General features: G+C 73.2%; 18 protein-coding genes. 13 read left to right on the top strand and 5 right to left on the bottom strand.

Annotated elements, in window-relative coordinates:
- The first annotated feature begins 48 nt into the window (after positions 1-48).
- Genes ACIA6A_RS23620 through ACIA6A_RS23595 form a run of 6 tightly spaced genes read left to right on the top strand, consistent with a single transcriptional unit; the run spans position 49 to position 6,055 of the window.
- Entirely contained in the window at positions 49-801 is a 753-nt protein-coding gene (locus ACIA6A_RS23620; protein WP_396099994.1) for a response regulator transcription factor, read from the top strand.
- Positions 802-803: 2 nt separating this feature from the next.
- Positions 804-2,294, top strand: coding sequence for a sensor histidine kinase (locus ACIA6A_RS23615; RefSeq protein ID WP_396099993.1), 1,491 nt, complete (start codon positions 804-806; stop codon positions 2,292-2,294).
- Positions 2,295-2,350: 56 nt separating this feature from the next.
- Positions 2,351-3,541: an efflux RND transporter periplasmic adaptor subunit gene (locus ACIA6A_RS23610; protein WP_396099992.1), complete on the top strand. Its 1,191-nt coding sequence runs from the start codon at positions 2,351-2,353 to the stop codon at positions 3,539-3,541.
- On the top strand, positions 3,538-4,260 hold the full coding sequence (locus ACIA6A_RS23605; protein WP_396099991.1) for an ABC transporter ATP-binding protein: 723 nt from the start codon (positions 3,538-3,540) through the stop codon (positions 4,258-4,260). Before ACIA6A_RS23610 ends, ACIA6A_RS23605 begins: the two co-directional genes overlap by 4 nt.
- The gene (locus ACIA6A_RS23600) at positions 4,257-5,450 is read left to right on the top strand and encodes an ABC transporter permease (protein ID WP_396099990.1); all 1,194 of its coding nucleotides are present in this window, start codon (positions 4,257-4,259) and stop codon (positions 5,448-5,450) included. The genes ACIA6A_RS23605 and ACIA6A_RS23600 overlap by 4 nt, the downstream gene beginning before the upstream one ends.
- A gap of 8 nt (positions 5,451-5,458) precedes the next feature.
- A complete protein-coding gene (locus ACIA6A_RS23595) occupies positions 5,459-6,055 on the top strand; it encodes a hypothetical protein (protein ID WP_396099989.1) in 597 nt (198 codons plus the stop codon).
- A gap of 4 nt (positions 6,056-6,059) precedes the next feature.
- Here the strand turns inward: ACIA6A_RS23595 and ACIA6A_RS23590 are convergent, their stop codons facing one another.
- Together ACIA6A_RS23590 and ACIA6A_RS23585 are read right to left on the bottom strand one after the other, a co-directional pair.
- Positions 6,060-6,836, bottom strand: a complete 777-nt coding sequence (locus tag ACIA6A_RS23590) for a thioesterase family protein (protein WP_396099988.1) — start codon at positions 6,834-6,836, stop codon at positions 6,060-6,062.
- 25 nt (positions 6,837-6,861) lie between these two features.
- Entirely contained in the window at positions 6,862-8,028 is a 1,167-nt protein-coding gene (locus tag ACIA6A_RS23585) for an epoxide hydrolase family protein (protein ID WP_396099987.1), read from the bottom strand.
- A gap of 99 nt (positions 8,029-8,127) precedes the next feature.
- Between ACIA6A_RS23585 and ACIA6A_RS23580 the strand changes: the two genes are divergently transcribed.
- The 3 genes from ACIA6A_RS23580 (at position 8,128) to ACIA6A_RS23570 (ending at position 11,935) form a co-directional block, all read left to right on the top strand.
- Positions 8,128-8,580 carry a MarR family winged helix-turn-helix transcriptional regulator gene (locus ACIA6A_RS23580; protein WP_396099986.1) on the top strand — a complete coding sequence of 151 codons (453 nt, stop codon included), beginning with the start codon at positions 8,128-8,130 and terminating at the stop codon, positions 8,578-8,580.
- A 101-nt stretch (positions 8,581-8,681) separates the two neighbouring features.
- Complete coding sequence (locus tag ACIA6A_RS23575; RefSeq protein WP_396099985.1) at positions 8,682-11,456, top strand: AAA family ATPase; 2,775 nt, start codon at positions 8,682-8,684, stop codon at positions 11,454-11,456.
- Positions 11,457-11,689: 233 nt separating this feature from the next.
- Positions 11,690-11,935 (top strand): hypothetical protein, encoded by a 246-nt coding sequence (locus tag ACIA6A_RS23570; RefSeq protein WP_396099984.1) that lies wholly within the window; start codon positions 11,690-11,692, stop codon positions 11,933-11,935.
- A 142-nt stretch (positions 11,936-12,077) separates the two neighbouring features.
- Here ACIA6A_RS23570 and ACIA6A_RS23565 read toward each other — a convergent pair whose 3' ends face one another.
- Both ACIA6A_RS23565 and ACIA6A_RS23560 read right to left on the bottom strand, forming a co-directional pair.
- Entirely contained in the window at positions 12,078-13,073 is a 996-nt protein-coding gene (locus ACIA6A_RS23565; protein WP_396099983.1) for a TerC family protein, read from the bottom strand.
- Positions 13,074-13,192: 119 nt separating this feature from the next.
- Positions 13,193-13,963, bottom strand: a complete 771-nt coding sequence (locus ACIA6A_RS23560; RefSeq protein WP_396099982.1) for a dioxygenase — start codon at positions 13,961-13,963, stop codon at positions 13,193-13,195.
- A gap of 195 nt (positions 13,964-14,158) precedes the next feature.
- Between ACIA6A_RS23560 and ACIA6A_RS23555 the strand changes: the two genes are divergently transcribed.
- From ACIA6A_RS23555 to ACIA6A_RS23540, 4 genes are read left to right on the top strand one after another with little or no spacing between them, the layout of a single operon-like run.
- Positions 14,159-14,788, top strand: a complete 630-nt coding sequence (locus tag ACIA6A_RS23555) for a GPP34 family phosphoprotein (protein WP_396099981.1) — start codon at positions 14,159-14,161, stop codon at positions 14,786-14,788.
- 23 nt (positions 14,789-14,811) lie between these two features.
- Positions 14,812-16,302, top strand: coding sequence for an APC family permease (locus ACIA6A_RS23550; protein WP_396099980.1), 1,491 nt, complete (start codon positions 14,812-14,814; stop codon positions 16,300-16,302).
- Positions 16,299-16,895 (top strand): GNAT family N-acetyltransferase, encoded by a 597-nt coding sequence (locus tag ACIA6A_RS23545; protein ID WP_396099979.1) that lies wholly within the window; start codon positions 16,299-16,301, stop codon positions 16,893-16,895. The genes ACIA6A_RS23550 and ACIA6A_RS23545 overlap by 4 nt, the downstream gene beginning before the upstream one ends.
- Before the next feature lie 52 nt (positions 16,896-16,947).
- Positions 16,948-18,168, top strand: coding sequence for a M48 family metalloprotease (locus ACIA6A_RS23540; RefSeq protein ID WP_396099978.1), 1,221 nt, complete (start codon positions 16,948-16,950; stop codon positions 18,166-18,168).
- Here the strand turns inward: ACIA6A_RS23540 and ACIA6A_RS23535 are convergent.
- On the bottom strand, positions 18,086-18,568 hold the full coding sequence (locus tag ACIA6A_RS23535; RefSeq protein WP_396099977.1) for a hypothetical protein: 483 nt from the start codon (positions 18,566-18,568) through the stop codon (positions 18,086-18,088). The two genes, ACIA6A_RS23540 and ACIA6A_RS23535, sit on opposite strands and share 83 nt — an antisense overlap.
- Positions 18,569-18,685: the final 117 nt, after the last annotated feature.

Raw genomic sequence — 18,685 nt, 5'->3', positions numbered from 1 at the left:
CCAACCTCTTCATGGCCAACTCATAGGTAGCGTTGATATCCCTTTCGGGTGCATCCCGATAACCGAGGTTCCACCTCCGTCGCCGAACCCCCGGCCGCCCGGCCGACCCGGGTCCTGGTGGTCGACGACGAACCGAACATCTCCGCGCTGCTCTCGGCCACGTTGCGCCTGGTCGCCTTCGACGTCCGGGTGGCCGGGTCGGGCCACGGCGCGCTGGCCGCGGTCGAGGATTTCGACCCGGACCTCGTCGTGCTCGACGTGATGCTGCCGGACCTGGACGGCTTCGACGTGGCCCGGCGGCTGCGGGCCGCCGGGCGGAGCACGCCGGTGCTGTTCCTGACCGCGCGGGACACCGTCGAGGACCGGGTCGCCGGGCTCACCGCCGGCGCCGACGACTATGTCGCCAAGCCGTTCAGCCTCGAGGAGGTCGTGCTGCGGATCCGGGCGATCCTGCGGCGCAGCCAGCCCGAGCTGGACGCCGCGCCGGACCCGGCGGTGCTGCGGTACGCCGACCTGGAGCTGGACGAGGACGCCCACGAGGTGCGCCGGGCCGGCCGGCTCATCGACCTGTCGCCCACCGAGTTCAACCTGCTGAAGTACCTGATGGTGAACTCGGGCCGGGTGGTCAGCAAGGCGCAGATCCTGGACCGGGTGTGGAAGTACGACTTCGGTGGCGACGGCCGGATCGTGGAGTCCTACGTCTACTACCTGCGCCGCAAGATCGACAAGACCGATCCGCCGCTGATCCACACCGTCCGCGGCGTGGGGTACGCGCTCAGGATGCCGCGCGGCGACGAGTGAGGATGCGGCGGTGGGGTCACTGGACCCTGCGCTCGCGGCTGGTGCTGGTCGTCGGCGCGCTGGCCGCGGTGGCGCTGGTGCTGGCCAACGTCGCCGGTCTGGTGCTGATCAAGAGCTACCTGAGCGACCGGATCGACGAACAGCTCACCGGGATGGCCCGCCCGTTCGCGATGGGCAGCCGCCCGGAGTCCCCGCCGGTCAACGGCTTCCCCTCCTGGCGCGCGCAGCGGCTCGGCGCCGACCAGGTCATGTACGTCTACACGGCGGACGGCGGCCTGGACCCGTCGCGGAGTTCCACGGCGGACGCCTCCCGGCCGCCGGTGCTGCCGCTCGCGGACGTCCTCGCGAGGACGGACGGCGGTCCGTACACCGTGACCGCGGCCGACGGCGGTGCCGAGTGGCGGCTGCGCGCGGTCGCGATCCCGGACACCGGCGGAGCCGCGGTGATCGGGGCCTCGATGTCGGAGGTCCAGCAGACCGTCGACCGGCTGCTGCTCATCGACGCCGGTGTCACGCTGCTCGTGCTGGTGCTGCTGGCGGCCGGTGCGGCGTTCGTGGTGCGGCTCGGGCTGCGCCCGCTGACCGGGATGCAGGAGCTGGCCACCGCGATCTCGGCGGGCAACCTCTCGGGCCGGGTCGCCGACACCGACCCGCACACCGAGCCGGGCCGGCTCGGCGGCGCGCTCAACCTGATGCTCTCGCGCATCGAGGCCGAGGTCTCCGCACGTACGGACTCCGAGCACCGCCTGCGCCAGTTCGTCGCGGACGCCTCGCACGAACTGCGCACCCCGCTCACCTCGATCCGCGGGTTCGCCGAGCTGTACCGGCGTGGTGGTGCCCCGCCGGGGCCCCAGCTCGACGAGACGATGAGCCGGATCGAGGGCGAGGCCGGCCGGATGGGCGTGCTGGTCGAGGAGTTGCTGCTGCTGGCCCGGCTCGACGAGAAGCGCCCGCCGAGGCTGCGGCCGGTGGACCTGCTGGAGATCGCCGCGGACACCATCCGCGACGCCCATGCCCGGGTGCCGGACCGGCCGGTACGGCTGGCCGGGCTGGACGACGACAGCGACACGTTCGAGCCACCCACGGTGCTCGGCGACGAGCACGGGCTGCGGCAGGTGGCGACGAACCTGGTCGCGAACGCGCTGCAGCACACCACGCGACCGGCGCGGGTCGTGGTGCGCGTGGGCCGGGTCGAGAATCATGTGCCCCGCCCCGGGACGGTCAGCTCGGGAACGGTCGCTCCGGGCGTACCGATGGCTGTTCTGGAGGTGTCGGACGACGGCCCGGGCGTGCCCGCCGAGCACGCGCCGCGGGTCTTCGAACGGTTGTACCGGGCCGATTCCAGCCGGAGCCGCGCGAAAGGCGGGGGATCCGGGCTGGGCCTGTCCATCGTGGCGGCGATCGTCGACGGGCACGGCGGCTGGGTCGAACTCGACCCGTCACCCGGCGGCGGCGCGACGTTCCGCGTGCTCCTGCCGGACCACGCTTCATAGGTGGCTCCGAGGTTACGCCGAACCTCCCTTGAGGGGGCGTCGCCAGACTACCCGGCATGCCTGCCCCCCGCCTGGGTTCCCTGCGCCGCCCCTCCGTGGCGGTCAACGCCGCCTTAGGGCTCCTGCTCGCCGGTGGCGCCTTCTGGGCGTACGAGACGTTGTCCGGCCCGGACACCGGCACCGCCGCGGCCGCCTCGACCCGATCCGTACCCGTCCAGCAGGGCACCGTCACCGCCTCCGTGTCCGCCGACGGCTCGCTGGAGAGCGCCAGCTCGGCCAGCGCCAGCTTCGTCACCGGCGGCACCGTCACCAGCATCTCGGTGAAGGTCGGTGACAAGGTGAAGAAGGGTCAGGTGCTCGCGAAGGTCGACCCGGCCGCGGCGAACCGGACGCTGGACGCCGCCGAGGCCGACCTCGACGCCGCCCAGGACTCCCTGGCCCGGGCCGAGGACGCCGGCTCCGACACCGGCACCGCGGAGAACGAGGTCACCCAGGCCCAGCTCGCCGTGAACGAGGCGGAAGCGGGCGTGACCGGCACGACCCTGAAGGCGCCGATGGCCGGCACCGTGGTCGCGGTCAACGGCACGCTGGGCAGTTCCACCGGCTCCACCTCGTCGAGTGGCGGCGGTCAGCAGGCCGGATCGTCCGCGGCGACCGCGACGAGCACCAGCGACGGCTTCATCGACCTCGCGGACCTGAGCAAGCTGCAGGTCACCGCGCCGTTCGCGGAGGCGGACGCGACGAAGCTCAAGGAGAAGCAGACCGCCACGGTCACCTGGAACGCGCTCAGCGGCACCGAGCAGAGCGCCAAGGTCGTCGCGGTCGACCCCCAGGCCACCACGTCGAACAGCGTGGTCACGTACGGCGTCACGCTCAGCCTCGACAAGGTGCCCACCGGCGCCAAGCCCGGCCAGACGGTCTCGGTCTCCGTGGTCACCGGCGAGGTCACCGACGCGCTGTACGTCAACTCCGCGGCGCTCACCTCGGTCGGCAACCGGCACACGGTCACCGTGCTGGCCAACGGCGTCGAACAGACCCGCTCGGTCGAGATCGGCCTCGAGGGCGACCAGGCCACCGAGGTCACCTCCGGGCTCACCGCCGGCGAACAGGTCGTGATCAAGACGACCACCACGTCGACCACCGGCGGGAACACCGGCGGCGGCTTCGGCGGCCTGACCGGTGGTGGCGGCGGCCCCGGCGGCGGCGGCTTCCAGGGTGGCGGCGGACAGGGCGGGCCCGGCCGATGACCGCCCCGGTGCTCGACGTCCGCGAACTGCGCAAGATCTACGGTACGGGCGAAGCCACCGTGCACGCGTTGCGCGGCGTGTCCCTCACCGTGGACCGCGGCGACTACGTGGCGATCATGGGCTCGTCCGGCTCCGGCAAGTCGACGCTGATGAACATCCTCGGCGCGCTCGACGTGCCGACCTCGGGGGAGTACCTGCTCGACGGCGTGGACGTGAGCAAGCTCGCCGACCGGCAGCTCGCCCTGGCCCGCAACCGTCTCATCGGGTTCATCTTCCAGGCGTTCAACCTCATCCCGCGTACGAGTGCGGTGGCGAACGTGGAGCTGCCCCTCGCGTACGCCGGGGTCAAGCCGCGCGAACGCCGCCGCCGGGCGATGGCCGCGCTGGACGTCGTCGGCCTGGCCGAGCGGGCCAGGCACGAGCCCAACCAGCTCTCCGGCGGTCAGCAGCAGCGGGTCGCGGTGGCCCGGGCCCTGGTCACTGAGCCGGCCCTGCTGCTCGCCGACGAGCCCACCGGCAACCTGGACTCCCGCTCGACCGACGACGTGCTCGAGGTGTTCGACCAGCTCAGCGCCGCCGGCCGGACGATCGTGCTGATCACCCACGAACCCGAGGTCGGCGACCGGGCCAAACGCCTGATCCGCCTCGTCGACGGCGACATCGTCATGGACCGCCGCCAGGCGCCCATCCTCTCCCTGGCAGGACGGCACTCCCTGTGAGCTTCTTCGAAGTGGTGCGGTTCGCGCTGCGCGGGCTGTCGGCGAACAAGCTGCGATCCGCGTTGACCATGCTCGGCATCCTGATCGGTGTCGCCGCGGTCATCCTGCTCGTCGCAGTCGGCAACGGCTCGGCGAAGGCGATCAGTGACCGGATCGAGGCGCTGGGCACCAACACGATCACCGTGATGAGCGCCGGCCGGGGCGGCTCCACCAGCACCGCGCTGACCACGGAGATCGCCGGCGCGCTGGTCGATGCGAACCTGGCTCCCGACGTCGCGTCCGTCTCGCCGGTGGTCAGCGCGTCGGCCACCGTCACGTACGAGGGCACCGACCACGACGTCAGCAGCTTCGTCGGCACCACGCCGGGCTGGTTCGCCGCGTCGAACACCCCGGTCGGCACCGGCTCCGGGTTCACCGCCGACGACGAGGCCCAGGGCCGCCGGGTGGTGGTCATCGGGCAGACGGTCGCGGAGGAGCTGTTCCCCGGTGTCGACCCGCTCGACAAGCAGGTCACCGTCGGCGGCGCCCTCTTCACGGTCGTCGGGGTGCTGCAGGAGAAGAGCTCGACCGGCGTGCAGGACAGCAACGACACCGCGGTCGCCCCGCTCTCCGCGGTGCGCCAGGTCCTCACCGGGTACGGGTCCCTGAGCTCGATCCTCGTCGAGGCCACCGACCCGGGCAAGGTCGACGCGGTGCAGTCGCAGGTCTCCACGATCCTCGACCAGCGGTTGCCGACCACGGGGTCGAGCACGCCGTACCGGATCCAGAACGCGTCCCAGCTGCTCGCGACGCAGACCGAGACGGCCGACACCTTCACCACGCTGCTCGGCGCGGTGGCCGCGATCAGCCTGCTGGTCGGCGGCATCGGTATCACCAACATCATGCTGGTCACGGTCACCGAACGGACCCGTGAGATCGGCATCCGCAAGGCGCTCGGCGCGCCCCGCCGGGTGATCCTGACCCAGTTCCTCATCGAGGCCACGCTGCTCAGCGTGCTCGGCGGGGCGCTGGGGGTGGCGACCGCGCTGATCGGCAGCAGCTTCGAGATCGTCGGGGTGAAACCGGTCATCGTGCCCAGCTCGGTCGGGCTCGCGCTCGGCGTGTCCATCGCCATCGGACTGTTCTTCGGCGGGCTGCCGGCCAGCCGCGCCGCCCGGCTGCGCCCCATCGACGCGCTGCGCTACGAGTGAGGACCGTTGTGACCCCTTCGAACGACGACACCGCCGTCCTGCCCGCCCCCGAGCTCGCCTCGCGGTCCGAGGCCGGTGCGGGCCTCGCGGCCGAGCTGGCGAAGGCCGCACCCCGGCGCTGGCACAACCGCGGCACGGTCTACCTCGGCGCGGCGGTGCTGCTGCTCGGCGGCTTCGCCGGCGGCCTCCAGGTCCAGAAGAACTACGGCACCGCCGCGACCGCGGGTGGCCGGAGCGCCGGCGCTCAGCAGGGCGGACGCGGCGGTTTCAGCGGCGGCGGCTATCCCGGCGGCAATGTCGGCGGCCAGAACGCGGGCGGCCAGAACTCCGGCGGCGGCGCGGCACCCGGAGCGGCGGCCCCTGGGGCGTCCGCTGCCGCCGCCGGGCCGACCACCGGCACGGTCAAGCTGGTGGACGGCACGACCATCTACGTCGAGACCACGGACGGCACCGTGGTGACGGTCCGCACCAGCGGCGACACCGACGTGCGGACCGCCTCGGCGGGCAAGCTCAAGGACGTCAGGACCGGCGACAGCGTCACCGTCCAGGGAGCGGCGGACCCGGACGGTACGGTCACCGCGTCGACGGTCACCAGAAGCAAGTAGCGCCTCAGAGCGGCCGGACCGTGAGGATCTGCTCGGCCCGTCCCACCGCGCCGTGCACGTCGTGCAGGGTGGTGCTGGTCAGGCCCTGACCGTCGGGGCCGAACACGACCGTGGTGTCCAGGCCGACCCAGCGCCCGGTGGGTTGCCGGTGCAGGTGGACGGTCAGGTCGAGGTTGGGGAACATCCATTCCTTGGGTGACTCCCGGACCGCGATGCCGTTGGCCGTGTCGATCAGCTTGGCGAACTCCGCGAGCGGGCTCACCGGCTCGCCGGCCACCAGCTCCGTCCCGGTGGTGACCCAGGCGATGCCCCGGCCGGGCCGGACCTCGCCGGCCGCGCGGGTGTCGATCGCGCCGATGTAACCGCCCGGCCAGACGTCCGACATGGGGTGCCGGGGCAGCGCCGCCGGGTCCGGCAGGGCGTCCGGCGCGCCCCCGGCGACGGCGGTGGTGTCGTGCCGGGCCATCCGCCAGAGGCGGGCCCGGACCGCCGGCCGGCCCCGGGCGACGACCACGGCCTCGAGCAGCTCGATCGTGCGGCCCGGGCGCAGCACCTCGACGGTCAGATCGAACTCGCCGACCTCCAGCACGCCCAGGATGTCCATGCTGATCCGGCCGATGACCAGGTCGTCCGGGCCGCGGGCGGCGGCGTGCCGCTGTGCCTCGTGCACGATCAGCCCGGTCATCGGTGCGATGTGCTGCTCGTCGGTGGCCCACGCACCCCCGGTCAGCTCGGTCGCCAGGAACCGGTGCCCGCCCACGCGGCGGAAGAAGCTCGTCACCGCCCGAGCCTATCGGCGCGGGTGATCAGCGCAGGTCCCGGAACGTCGCGCGGATGTCGGCGACCAGGAGTCCGGGTTGTTCGAGCAGCGCGAAGTGCCCGCCCCGGGCCACCTCGCCGAAGAACACGAGGTCGGTGAAGCGGCGTCGCGCCCAGCGGTGCGAGCGCCGGACGTACTCGCCCGGCATGACGCTGAGCCCGGCCGGCACCGTGATCGGCGCTTCGACGGTGCCGGGGGCCGTCCAGTTGCCGCGTTGCTGTTCCCAGTACATCCGGGCGGCGGACGCGGCGGCGTTGGGCAGCCAGTACAGCATGATGTCGTCGATCATGTCGTCGAGGGAGAACAGCTTCTCGGCGTCGCCGTGTTCGCCGTGCGAACCGCCCACGTCCTGGAACATGGCGTAGATCCACGACGCCAGACCGGCCGGCGAGTCGGTCAGGGAGTATCCGATGGTCTGCGGCCTCGTCGACATCTGCTGGGAATACGCGGAGAGCTCCTGCCAGTAGTGGCCGCTCTCCTGGAGCATCGCGCGCTCGGCGTCGTCGGCCCCGGCGATCTCCTCGTCGGTCGGCGCGAACAGCGCCATGTTCAGGTGGATGCCGGCCAGGCCGATCCCGGTCGTCTGCTGCAGTGCGGCGAGCTCCGCCGTGACGACGGCGCCGAGGTCGCCGCCCTGGGCGAACCACCGCTGGTGGCCGAGGCGCGCCATGAGGGTCGCCCAGGCGGTCGCGGTCCGGCGCAGGTTCCAGCCCGGCGCGGTGGGGTGCCCGGAGAAACCGAAGCCGGGGAGGCTGGGGATGACCAGGTCGAAGGCGTCCCCGGCGGATCCGCCGTGCGCGACGGGGTCGGTGAGCGGGCCGATCGCGTGGCGGAACTCGAGCACCGAGCCCGGCCATCCATGGGTCAGCAGCAGCGGCCGGGCGCCGGGCACCCCGGACCGGATGTGCAGGAAGTGGATCTCCAGGCCGTCGATCGTGGTGGTGAACTGCCCCCAGCCGTTGAGCAGCTTCTCGGCCCGGCGCCAGTCGTAGCCGGTCGCCCAGTGGTGCACCAGCCGCTGGATCTTGTCGAGCGTCGGGCCCTGGGCGGTGCCGTCCACGGTCTCCTTGTCCGGCCAGCGGGTGCGCAGCAGGCGTTCCTGCAGGTCGGCGAGGTCCGCGTCGGGGATGTCCAGAGTGAACGGGGTGATCATGTCGGCGTCCTCAGATGGCGGTTGACGATCCCCGATCAGGATCGTCCTGGCAAAGGATGATCCTTATATGGGACGATCATGTCAAGGTAAGATCCCGGCATGGGTACGACGGAGGGCATCGAGGCGGAGCTGGGCTGGTCGCTCCACACCATGTACGCGGGATTCGGGCGGACCGCCTCCGGCGCCGTCGCGGGGGTCCCGGGCGGCGCCCGCGGTTACCAGGTGCTGGTCGCCGTCACGACCGAGCAGGCGTCGTCACAGGTCGCCCTCGGGCAGCGGCTCGGCATCGACAAGAACGCGATGACCCAGGTCGTCGACGGGCTCGAGCGGCAGGGGCTGGTCGAGCGGCGCCCGGATCCGCGGGACCGCCGGCGCAGCCAGGTCATCCCCACCGGTGCGGGCCGGGCCCTGCTGGTCACCACGCGGGCGGCGCTGCGGGGGGTCGAGGCGGCCCTCATGGGCGACCTGTCCGCCGAGGAGCAGGCCCAGCTGCGGCACCTGCTGGCCCGGGTCGCGCGCGGTGCCGGTGGGGCCGAGGCCTGCGGGACCTGACCGGCGAAAAGTGTCGACTCATGCACTGTTGTTGATGTGCGGGCCGCCACCTCCCTAGGCTGATGCGGATCGATCGGCATCTACCCAGGGAGGTGGCGGGTATGGTCACTCGGCCTTCCCCCGGTCAGGACGTCCTCGCGGGACGGGCGGCGCTGCTGTCGGCCGTCGAGGCCCGGCTGGCCGCCGGTGGCGGGGTCGCGCTGCGCGGGCCCGAGGGCATCGGCAAGAGCGCGCTGCTCGACGTCGTCGCCGCCACCGCGGCCGCCCGGGGCGAGCTGGTGGTCCGGCTGCGGCCCGCGGAGGCGGAAAGACTGCTGCCGTACGCGGGGATCGCCGACCTGGTCGCGCAGTTGCCGCCGGACGCCGCCGGGGCGCTGCCACCCGCGCACCGCACGGCCCTCGCCGGGTTGCGCCGCGGTGCCATCCCGCGGGCGGGCGCCCCCGCGCTGGCCCGCCGGCTCGTGCTGCCCGGCCTGCTCGCGCACTGTGCCCGCACCGCGCCGGTGCTGCTGGTGCTCGACGACGTGCAGTGGCTGGACGCGGAGTCGGCCGGGTTCATCGGTTTCGCCATGCGCCGCGGGGCCGGCCCCCGGGTGCGGGTGGTGGCCGCGCAGCGCCATCCGGGCGGCACCGGAGCGCACCGGGCCGTCCGGTTGTGCCCGTCGCCGGTGGCCGATCTGGTCGTGCCGGCGCTCGGCCCGGACGAGCTGACCGCGCTGCTGGAGGCCCGGGGCCTGCCCTGCCGGACGGCCACCCGGCTGCACGAGGCCAGCGGCGGCAACCCGTTCCTGGCCCTCGCGCTGGCCCGGGCGGTCGCCCCCGGGCCGCAGTGGCGGGCCGCGCCGCTGCCCGAGCCGGTGCGGGCCGTGCTGCGCCGCCGCCTCGACGCGGTGCCCCCGGTGGTGGCGTCGACGCTGCTGGTGGCCGCGCTCGCGACCGAGGCGAGCACGCCGACGCTGGTCCGGGCCGGGCGCGAGGACGCCGCGCGGGACCTGCGGGCCGCCGCCGTGGCCGGGATCGTCGAGCTGGACGGCGAGGTGGTCCGGTTCACCCCGCCCGCGCTCGCCGTCGTGCTGGCCGAGGACGCCGGGGCGGCCCGCCGGGCCGGGGTGCACGACGCGCTCGCCGACGCGGCCCTGGACGAGACCGTCGCGGTGCGGCACCGGGCCCTGCGCAGCGGCCGCCCGGACGCCGACGTGGCCCGGGATCTGGTCGCCGCGGCCGGGCGGGCGCTGGCCCGCGGTGCCGGGCGCACTGCCGCGGAGCTGTACCTGCTCGCCGCCGACCGGTGCCCGCGCAGCCTGGCCGCCGAGCGGTTCGACTGGCTGGTCGCGGCCGCGTGCACCGCCGCCACGGCCGGGGCCCCGGAGATCGCCGGCCGGGCCGCGGAATCGGTCATCGCGGCGCCCGGCGCCCCGGCGGCCGACCGGGTCCGGGCCCGCCTGGTCCTGCTCGACCTGGCCGGGCAGGCGCTCGCCGACATGGGTGAGACGTTCGCCGCGGCGCTGCACGACGCCGGCCCGGACCCGGTGCTGCTGGCCCCGGTCCTGTTGCGACAGACGTGGGCCGCGTTCATCGTCGGCGACGTGGACGGTGCCGCCGGGCACGCCGCGGCGTCCGCGCAGGCCGCCCGCCGGGCCGGGGACACCACGACCGAGGCGATGGCACTGAGCGCGCTGGCCCAGTTGCAGCGGCTGCGCGGGGAGGCGGTCTGGCACCGTACCCTCGAACGCGCCCTCGACCTGCCGGCCCCGCTCCTGCCGGGCTGGCTGCACATGAGCCCGCGGTATGCGGCGGCCCGGTTCGCCATGATGGACGACCGGCTCGACGAGGCCCGCGCCGAACTGCTCGTCCTGCTGGCCTTCGCGGAACGCGACCGGGCCGGCGAGGCGCTGGTCGAGGTGCTGCGCAGCCTCTCCGAGGTGGCCACCCGGGCGGGCCGGTGCCGCGACGCCCTGGGGTACGCCCACCGGGCCGTCGCCGCGGCCGGGCGGGCGGGGCTGAGTCCCGGCCCGACCTGGTACACCGCGGCCGTCGCCGAGCTGGCCGGGGGCAGTCTCGCCGCCGCGGCCGGGTACGCGCGCCGGGGCGTGCGGGCGTCGGAGCAGGAGGGTGACGGGCTCTACCTGCGCCGGAACCTGCACGCGCTGGGCCAGGCGGAGGTGCGCTCCGGGGACGCCCGTGCCGGGGTGGCCGCGCTGCGGCGGCTGCGGGACCTCAGTGGAGCCCCCGACCCGATGATCGTGCGCTGGCAGGGGGATCTCGCGGCCGGGCTGGCCGCGCTGGGGGAGCACGGGGAGGCCGCCGCCACGCTGATCGAGGCCCGGCGGGCCGCGGCCCGCCTGGGCGCCGGCCCGGCCCTGGACGGCTATCTGGACCGGGCCGCGGCGATGGTGCTGTCGGAGAGCGGGGAGCCGGATTCCGCGGTGCGGCTCTCCGAGTCGGCGGCCCAGCGTTTCGAGGGTCTGCACCAGCCGCTCGAGCAGGCCCACGCGCTGCTGGTGCAGGGCGGTGCGGAACGCCGCCGGCGCCGTTACGCCGCGGCCCGGGTGGCGATCGGCGCGGCGCTGGCCATCTTCCTCGCCGCGGACGCGAAGCCGTGGACGGAGCAGACCGAGCGGGTGCTGGCGCGCACCGAGGGGAGCACCGCGCCCCCGGCCGACGACCTGGGGCTGACCGGCACCGAGGCGCGGATCGCGGGCCTGGTGCGCGACGGGGCGAGCAACCGGGAGATCGCGTCGCAGCTGTTCCTGAGCGTCAAGACGGTCGAGGCGACGTTGACGCGGGTCTATCGCAAGCTGGGGGTCCGCTCCCGCACCCAGCTGTCGCAGCGCCTGCCCGCGGGGGTGTCCACATCGGATCACGCAGCTTCGTGACCTGCGTCGCAGCACCTGAGGGCTTATTAAGCTCTGTAGTGGCGCAAAACACCTCGGAGCGCTGACCAGCACAAAGACCACGCAGAGTGACCCGCGCAACACGGTTTCCGTGGCCCCGGTCACTTTCCTCGCGAGGGTTTTACCTGGGTGATTTGGCGATGACGCGAGCCTCGGCGACGCTGGTACTCGACGGCGATGACGCCTCGACGTGACTGCCCGTGAGGAGACGCACGATGCCACTGAAGACCATGATCAAAGATGTCCAGGTAACCCTCGCCCACCGCCGCACCGAGCGCCGCGCCCACCGTCAGTTGTGCGCTGAGCTCGCGGCCTTCCAGACCCCCGCGGAGCGCGCGGAGCTCGACCTGATCCTCAGCCGGCACACCCCGGAGGAGACCCACCAGATCCGCGAGATCCTCAACGACCAGGACTACGAACGCCAGCGTGCCTGGCCCGCGGGCAGTGCTTATAGTCGCTGACCGCGACACCGCCAGACGAGAAGCCCCCGGCCGACGGCCGGGGGCTTCTTTGTTACACCCCGCGACCGGTGGCCCGGTGCAGCGTCGTCCGGGACAGCAGAAAGGCCCCGGCGCCGTTGCCGGGGCCTTCCTGAGCCGGTGATCAGTCCTGCTGGTTGTCGTGTGCCTTGAGGCTGCCCGCGTGGGCCTTGGCCGACGGGTCCTTGCGGGTCTTCAGGAGGCTGGCCACCGTGGTGACCGTCAGGACCACCAGGATCACGCCGAGCGAGACCGGGGTGCTGATCTGCGGGGCGTCGTGCCAGACGTCCTCGTGCAGCCAGTGCAGGACCAGCTTGGCGCCGATGAACGCGAGGATCAGCGACAGGCCGGTCGAGAGGTAGACCAGCCGGTCGAGCAGGCCCTTCACGAGGAAGAACAGGGCGCGCAGACCGAGCAGGGCGAACGCGTTGGCGGCGAAGACGATGTACGCCTCCTCGGTCACGCCGAACACCGCGGGGATCGAGTCGAGCGCGAACAGCAGGTCGGAGCTGCCGATCGCGATCAGCGTGATGAACAGCGGGGTGGCCATGCGCTTGCCGTCGATGCGGGCGAACAGCTTGCCGCCCTGGTACTCGTCGGTGACGGGGAACAGTCGCTTGCTGGCCTTGACCAGGACGTTGTCGTCCACGCTGGGATCCTGGTCGCGGTGCCGGAACAGCTGCACCGCGGTGTAGATCAGCAGCAGGCCGAAGATCAGGAACATGAACGAGAACAGCGACAGCAGCGTCGCGCCGAGCGCGATGAAGATGACCCGCAGCACCAGCGCGATGATGATGCCGAAGGTCAGCACCTCCTGCTGGTATTTCTCCGGCACCGCGAACGTGCTCATGATGATCACGAAGACGAAGAGGTTGTCGACCGACAGGCTCTTCTCGACGATGTAGCCGGCGAAGTACTCGGTGCCGTAGTCCCACCCCGCGACCTGGGCGAACACGACACCGAAAGCGAGTGCGACGGCGATGTAGAAGACCGACCAGGCGGCGGCCTCGCGGAACCCGACGGCGTGCGGGCGCAGCACGCCGAGGGTCAGGTCGAGGGCGAGCAGGGCGACGATGACCCCGATGGTCAGCGTCCAGCCGAGCGCGGTGACCTCAAGCATGAGGGAGGAACCTCCGGACGTCGTTGCAAGGGATGTGCGGGGTCGTGATACCCACAAGAATCCCTGCTCAGACTGGGAAGATCCTGAAAAGGCGCAGGTGGAAGCGTCTGACCTTTAGATCAACTGACCAGGAACGAGCGCTTGGACAGCCCCATCCAGAAACCGTCGATCGGTTGCTCGGTGCTCTGCTCCGGGTCGCTGGACGCGCCCAGGGTCAGGAACATCGGGGCGAAGTGCTCGATCGTCGGGTGGGCGTAGGGCATGCCCGGGGCGAGGCGGCGGAAGTCGGCCAGCTCGTCCACCGCGCCGCGGGAGAGCACCTCGGCGGTCCAGGCGTCGAACTCGCGCGACCAGCCCGGGGCCTTGGCGTCCTCGCTCCAGTCCCGCAGGAACGGCAGACCGTGGGTGGTGAAGCCGGAGCCGACGATCAGCACCCCCTCGTCGCGCAGCGGGGCGAGCCGGCGGCCGAGGTCGAGCAGGCGGTCCGGCTCCAGGGTGGGCAGTGACATCTGCAGGACGGGGATGTCGGCGTCCGGGTACATGACCGTCAGCGGTACGTACGCCCCGTGGTCGAGGCCGCGGTTCGTGCGCGCGACCCGCTCGGTGTCGGGCATCAGCTTCTCGATGCGTGCGGCCAGCTCGGGGGCGCCGGGCGCCTTGTACTGCGTCTCGTAGTACCGCTGGGGGAAGCCGCCGAAGTCGTAGACCAGCGGCACCGGCTCGGTGGCGCCGAGCATCAGCGGGGCCGACTCCCAGTGCGCGGACGCCATCAGGATCGCCTTGGGGCGCGGCAGGCCGGCGGCCAGTTCCTGGAGCTGGGCGACCCAGGTGCGGTTGTCGACCAGCGGCGGGGCGCCGTGACTGATGAAGAGCGCGGGCAGGGTGCTCATGGGTCGCCTCCGTTGATGCTTCAAGTAACTGACTCCACGGTACGACGTTTTAGTTGAGCCGTCAACTAAACCAGGACACCACGTACGGATGTTTTTCGGCCAAATAGTTGACTCATGTCTAGTAGGCGTTGCGCATCTAGTCCCGTGAATGCCAAACTGCCTCACGTTGCCAGTCCGATGACCCCGGGGGAATCCGTGTCGCTTGCCGACGACCTGTACCTGGCCGCCCACGACACCGTCCGCGCCCGCTGCGTGCTCACGCCGGCGACGCTGGGCCTGGGCCTGGCCGGCGCGCTGCTGGGCGAGCTCGTGCTCTGGCGCCGTCTCGAGATCCACGACGACCGCCTGAGCGTGGTCGACCACCGGCCCACCGGTGACGTGGCCAGCGCCGCCGTCCTCGACCAGTTGACCCGCGAACAGCGCCGCGGCGTCCGGGACTGGATCGCGTTCCTGTCCACCGGTGTCGCCACCGACCTGGTCGCCCGCCGGCTCACCCGGGCCGGGCTCACCCGGCGCACCGTCCGGCGGGGCCTGTTCGGCTCCCGGCTGAGCTTCGACCCGGTCGACTCGGTCGTCTCCGGGCTGCCGGCGACCCGGATCCGGGTCGCCGCCGAACGCCGCGAGCTGCTCGGCGTACCCGATCTCGTGCTGACCGGGCTGGTGTTCGCCACCGGCCTCGACCAGCACGCCCTGGCCACGCTCGACCCACGCGGGCGCGACCACCTGCTCGACCAGTTGCGCCGCCGGCTCCCGCCGCCGCTGCAACGACTCGTCGGCCACGCCGAAGCGGCAGTGGGCGACGCCGTCATGGCCCGCCGGGCCTGAACCCCTTCCCGAGGAGAACCCCTGTGCCACACCCCACTTCCACCGGGCCCGCCCGGCTCTCGACCGCCCTGGCCCGCGACCGGCTCGGTGTCGCCGCGGTCGTCTTCTTCGTGATGTCGGCCGCCGCGCCGCTCACCGTCGTCGCCGGCGTCGTCCCCACCGGACTCGCGGTCACCGGCCTGCTCGCCGTCCCGGTCGCGTTCCTGGCCGTCGCCCTCGTGCTGGCCGTGTTCTCGATCGGCTACGTCGCGATGGCCCGGCACATCGCCAACGCCGGAGCCTTCTACGCGTACGTGGCCCGCGGCCTCGGCCGGCCCCCGGGGGTCGCCGCTGCCTGGGTCGCGCTCGCCGCCTACAACAGCTTCCAGGTCGCGTCGTACGGAGGATTCGGCGCGATCGCCGCGCCCCTGTTCGCCGGCTGGTTCGGCGTCGAGCCGCCCTGGTGGGCGATCGCGCTGGCCGCCTGGGCACTCGTCGCCGTGCTCGGCGTCCGCGACGTCGCGGTCAACGGCAAGGTGCTGGCCACCCTGCTGGTCGCCGAGATCGCCCTGGTGCTCGTGTTCAGCGTCGCCGACCTGGGCACCGCCGGCTTCCGGGCCTCCGGGGCCGCGCTCGACCCGGGCAACCTGACCGGGGCGGGTGCGGGCGCACTGCTCGTCATGGCGGTCACCGGCTTCGTCGGGTTCGAGCAGTCCGTCGTGTTCAGCGAGGAATCCCGTGACCCCCGGCGCACGGTGCCCCGGGCCACGTACATCGCGATCACGCTCATCGCCGTCCTGTACGCGTTCTCGTCCTGGACGATGATCTCCGCGGCCGGTCCCGGCGTCGTCGGCCGGGCCGCCGCCGAGGGCCCCGAGCTGTTCTTCACCCTCGCCGCCGGGCGCCTGGGCGGCACCGCCGTCGACCTCGGCCACGCCCTGTTCCTGACGTCACTGGTCGCCGCGATGATCTCGTTCCACAACATCATCGCCCGGTACACGTTCTCGCTGGGCCGCGAGGGCGTGCTGCCCCGCGCGTTCGGCCGCACGGTCCCCGGCACGGGAGCGCCCAAGAACGGCTCGCTCGCCCAGTCCGCGTTCGGCCTGGTCGTGATCATCACGTACGCGGTCCTGGGCTGGGATCCGCTCGTCCAGCTGTTCTTCTGGGGCGGCACGACCGGCGGGATCGGCGTGCTGCTGCTGATCACGGTCACCTCCGCGGCGGTGCTCGCCTACTTCGCCCGCGACCCCGGCACGGAGAACGTCTGGCGCCGGATCGTCGCCCCGGTGACCGCGACCATGCTGCTGGCGGTGATCACCACGGTCGCCCTGACCACCATCGCCACGCTGTTCGGCGTCCCACCGGGCTCGGGCCCGACCTGGGTGGTCCCGCTGGCACTCGCGGTCCTGGCCGCCGCCGGTGCCGCCTGGGCCGTCATCCTGCGCCGCGTCCGCCCGGAGGTCTACAAGGGCATCGGCTGGGGCGCCCGCAGCCGCAGCTCGTTCGGCTTCCCGTTCCTCGGTGGTGGCGCATGACCGGCGCCATCCGCCCGGCCCGGCCCGCCGAGCTCCCGGCGATCGCCGCGCTCATCGCGCTCGCCTTCGACGACCTCGACCAGAACCGGTCGCTGGTCCCGGACGACACCGACCGTCTGCGCGTCATGACGGACTTCTTCGCGCTGGTCACCGACGCTGCCCCGGCCGCCGGCACGATCGACGTCATCCCCGGGCCCTCGGGTACGCCGGTAGCGGCCGCCGTCTGGTTCGACCGCACCCGGACGGCCGCACCCGATCCGGCGTACGAGGGCAGACTCGCCGCCCTGGCCGGCCCCCGCCTGCCCGCCTTCCAGACCCTCGACCGGCTCCTCGGCGAGCACCACCCGGCCGAACCGCACTGGCACCTGGCCTTCCTCGCGGTCCACCCGGACCATCGCGGGTCCGGCCTGGGCACGTCCCTGCTGCACCACACCCACGCCCGGCTCCGGGTGCCCGCCTATCTCGAAGCGACCAACGAGGACAACATCCGCCTCTACCGCCGCCACGGATACCGGACCCTGCACCCGTTCGCCATCCACCTCCCCGACGGCACCCCCTTCTACCGCATGTGGCGCGCGGCCCACCTGATCTGATGCCCCGGTGCTGACATCGACGGGGGTCTGCCCCCAATGTGCCGGGGTGCTGGTGACGGTGGACGAAACGCCCCCGTGGTGCGGTTCCTGCGAATGGAATCTCGACGCCTTCGCCCCGGACGGCGGCAGCTGGTTCGGGCGGCGGATGCTGCGGCTCGACCGGCGGGCCGGGTTCCGGGCCGACCGGGTGCTGGCCGGGCTCGACGAGAAGGCCGTCGGGCGACGGGTGACCGCCGGGCACGTGGTGCTGCTGGCGGTCTCCCTGGTCCTGGGCGCCGGGGTGCTGGCCACGGCGGCGGCCGGGATCTGGCTGATCGTGACCGGCCGGCTGCTGCCGCCGATCGCCGCCGGCGCCGCGCTGCTCGCGCTGGCCTGGGTGCTCCGGCCCCGGCTCGGCAGCCGTAAGGAGGCCGTTGCCGGGGGCTGGGTGCTGGACGCCGGCCACGCGCCGGCGCTGGTGGCGCTCGTCGCGCGGACAGCGGAACGGATCGGGGCGCCGATGCCGGACGTGCTGGTCGTGAACACCGAGTTCAACGCGTCGGCCGCGGTGGTCGGCTGGAAACGGACGAGGGTGCTGCGGCTCGGACTACCGGTGATCCTCGCCCTGACCGAGCAGCAGCTCGTCGCGGTGATCGGCCACGAGCTCGGTCACCTGGCGCACGAGGACGGGCTCCGCCGGCTTCTCGAGCAGCCCGCCCGGACCGTCTTCGGCGCGCTCTCCAGGATCGTCGCCCCGCCCCGGGGCAGCGCTGAGGACAGGGGACTGGCCGGCCCACTGCCGCTGCTGTTCGCCACGTGGCAGGTCGTGGGTGGGCTGGTGTCGTTCGTGCTGTTCAGCGCCCACGTCGGGATGTTCCTGCTCGCCGCCGGGCAGGACCGTCGCGCGGAGGTCCGGGCCGACCTCATGTCGGTCCGGGCCGCGGGGTCCCGGGCCGCGATGGAGGCGCTCGACGTCCTGGTCCTGCTGCCGGGGCTGACCGACCTGCTGCACCCGCGCGTGCCGGCCGGGGAAGCGGCGCGACGGTGGCGCGACCTGCTCGCCGACGTGCAGCAGCGCCGGGCCGGGCTCCTGCCGGTGCTGCGCCAGCTGTCCATCCGGGAGGACGCCTCGCTGCTGGCCGATCATCCGCCGGCGGGCCGTCGCCGGCAGTGGGTGGCCGCCCGCGCGTACCTCGACCCGGCGGTGGTGGTCACCCCGGTGGAGGCGGAACGTCTCCGGGCCGAGCTGGCGCCGCTGGCCGAGCAGATGGTCCAGCTGATGCGCCGGGACTGACCCGCCCGGCGCGCAGGGTCCGCAGCGCGGAGGTGGTGGCGAGGGCCCAGAGGACGAGGAGCGGCTGGAAGAGCAGGCGGACCGCGCGGGCGGTGTCGGTGGTGAGGCCGAAAGCGTCGCGGTGCTCGGTGAACTGGGCGATGTTGCCGGGCAGGACCGCGACGAAGAAGGTGGCCACGACGGCGCCGAGGAAGCCACGGGCGGGTTGCCGCCAGATGGTGAGCAGGGCCAGGCCCAAGGCGAGCTCGGCCATGCCGGAGGCGACGACGACGAAACCGGGGTCGAGCGGGAGCCAGGGCGGCACCTGCGCGCGGAAGGCGTCGCGGGCGAAGGTCAGGTGGCCGGTGCCCGCGACGATCAGGAAGATGCCCAGGACCGCCTGGCCGACCTTGCTCAGCATGCGGTGATCCTTGCACGGTCGTGGGGGGGGGGGGGGGGGGGGGGGGGGGGGGGGGGGGGGGGGGGGGGGGGGGGGGGGGGGGGGGGGGGGGGGGGGGGGGGGGGGGGGGGGGGGGGG

Source organism: Actinoplanes sp. NPDC051494 (genome assembly GCF_044454705.1).
Taxonomy (GTDB): domain Bacteria; phylum Actinomycetota; class Actinomycetes; order Mycobacteriales; family Micromonosporaceae; genus Actinoplanes.
The sequence above is the reverse complement of the archived record's forward strand: the minus strand, read 5'-3'. Positions and strand labels throughout refer to the sequence as shown.

Coding starts and splice junctions, on each gene's coding strand:
- ACIA6A_RS23610 (WP_396099992.1), top strand. CDS start 2,351: ATGCCTGCCCCCCGCCTGGGTTCCCTGCGCCGCCCCTCCGTGGCGGTC.
- ACIA6A_RS23580 (WP_396099986.1), top strand. CDS start 8,128: ATGGGTACGACGGAGGGCATCGAGGCGGAGCTGGGCTGGTCGCTCCAC.
- ACIA6A_RS23545 (WP_396099979.1), top strand. CDS start 16,299: ATGACCGGCGCCATCCGCCCGGCCCGGCCCGCCGAGCTCCCGGCGATC.
- ACIA6A_RS23605 (WP_396099991.1), top strand. CDS start 3,538: ATGACCGCCCCGGTGCTCGACGTCCGCGAACTGCGCAAGATCTACGGT.
- ACIA6A_RS23615 (WP_396099993.1), top strand. CDS start 804: ATGCGGCGGTGGGGTCACTGGACCCTGCGCTCGCGGCTGGTGCTGGTC.
- ACIA6A_RS23570 (WP_396099984.1), top strand. CDS start 11,690: ATGCCACTGAAGACCATGATCAAAGATGTCCAGGTAACCCTCGCCCAC.
- ACIA6A_RS23585 (WP_396099987.1), bottom strand. CDS start 8,028: ATGATCACCCCGTTCACTCTGGACATCCCCGACGCGGACCTCGCCGAC.
- ACIA6A_RS23565 (WP_396099983.1), bottom strand. CDS start 13,073: ATGCTTGAGGTCACCGCGCTCGGCTGGACGCTGACCATCGGGGTCATC.
- ACIA6A_RS23575 (WP_396099985.1), top strand. CDS start 8,682: ATGGTCACTCGGCCTTCCCCCGGTCAGGACGTCCTCGCGGGACGGGCG.
- ACIA6A_RS23535 (WP_396099977.1), bottom strand. CDS start 18,568: ATGCTGAGCAAGGTCGGCCAGGCGGTCCTGGGCATCTTCCTGATCGTC.
- ACIA6A_RS23560 (WP_396099982.1), bottom strand. CDS start 13,963: ATGAGCACCCTGCCCGCGCTCTTCATCAGTCACGGCGCCCCGCCGCTG.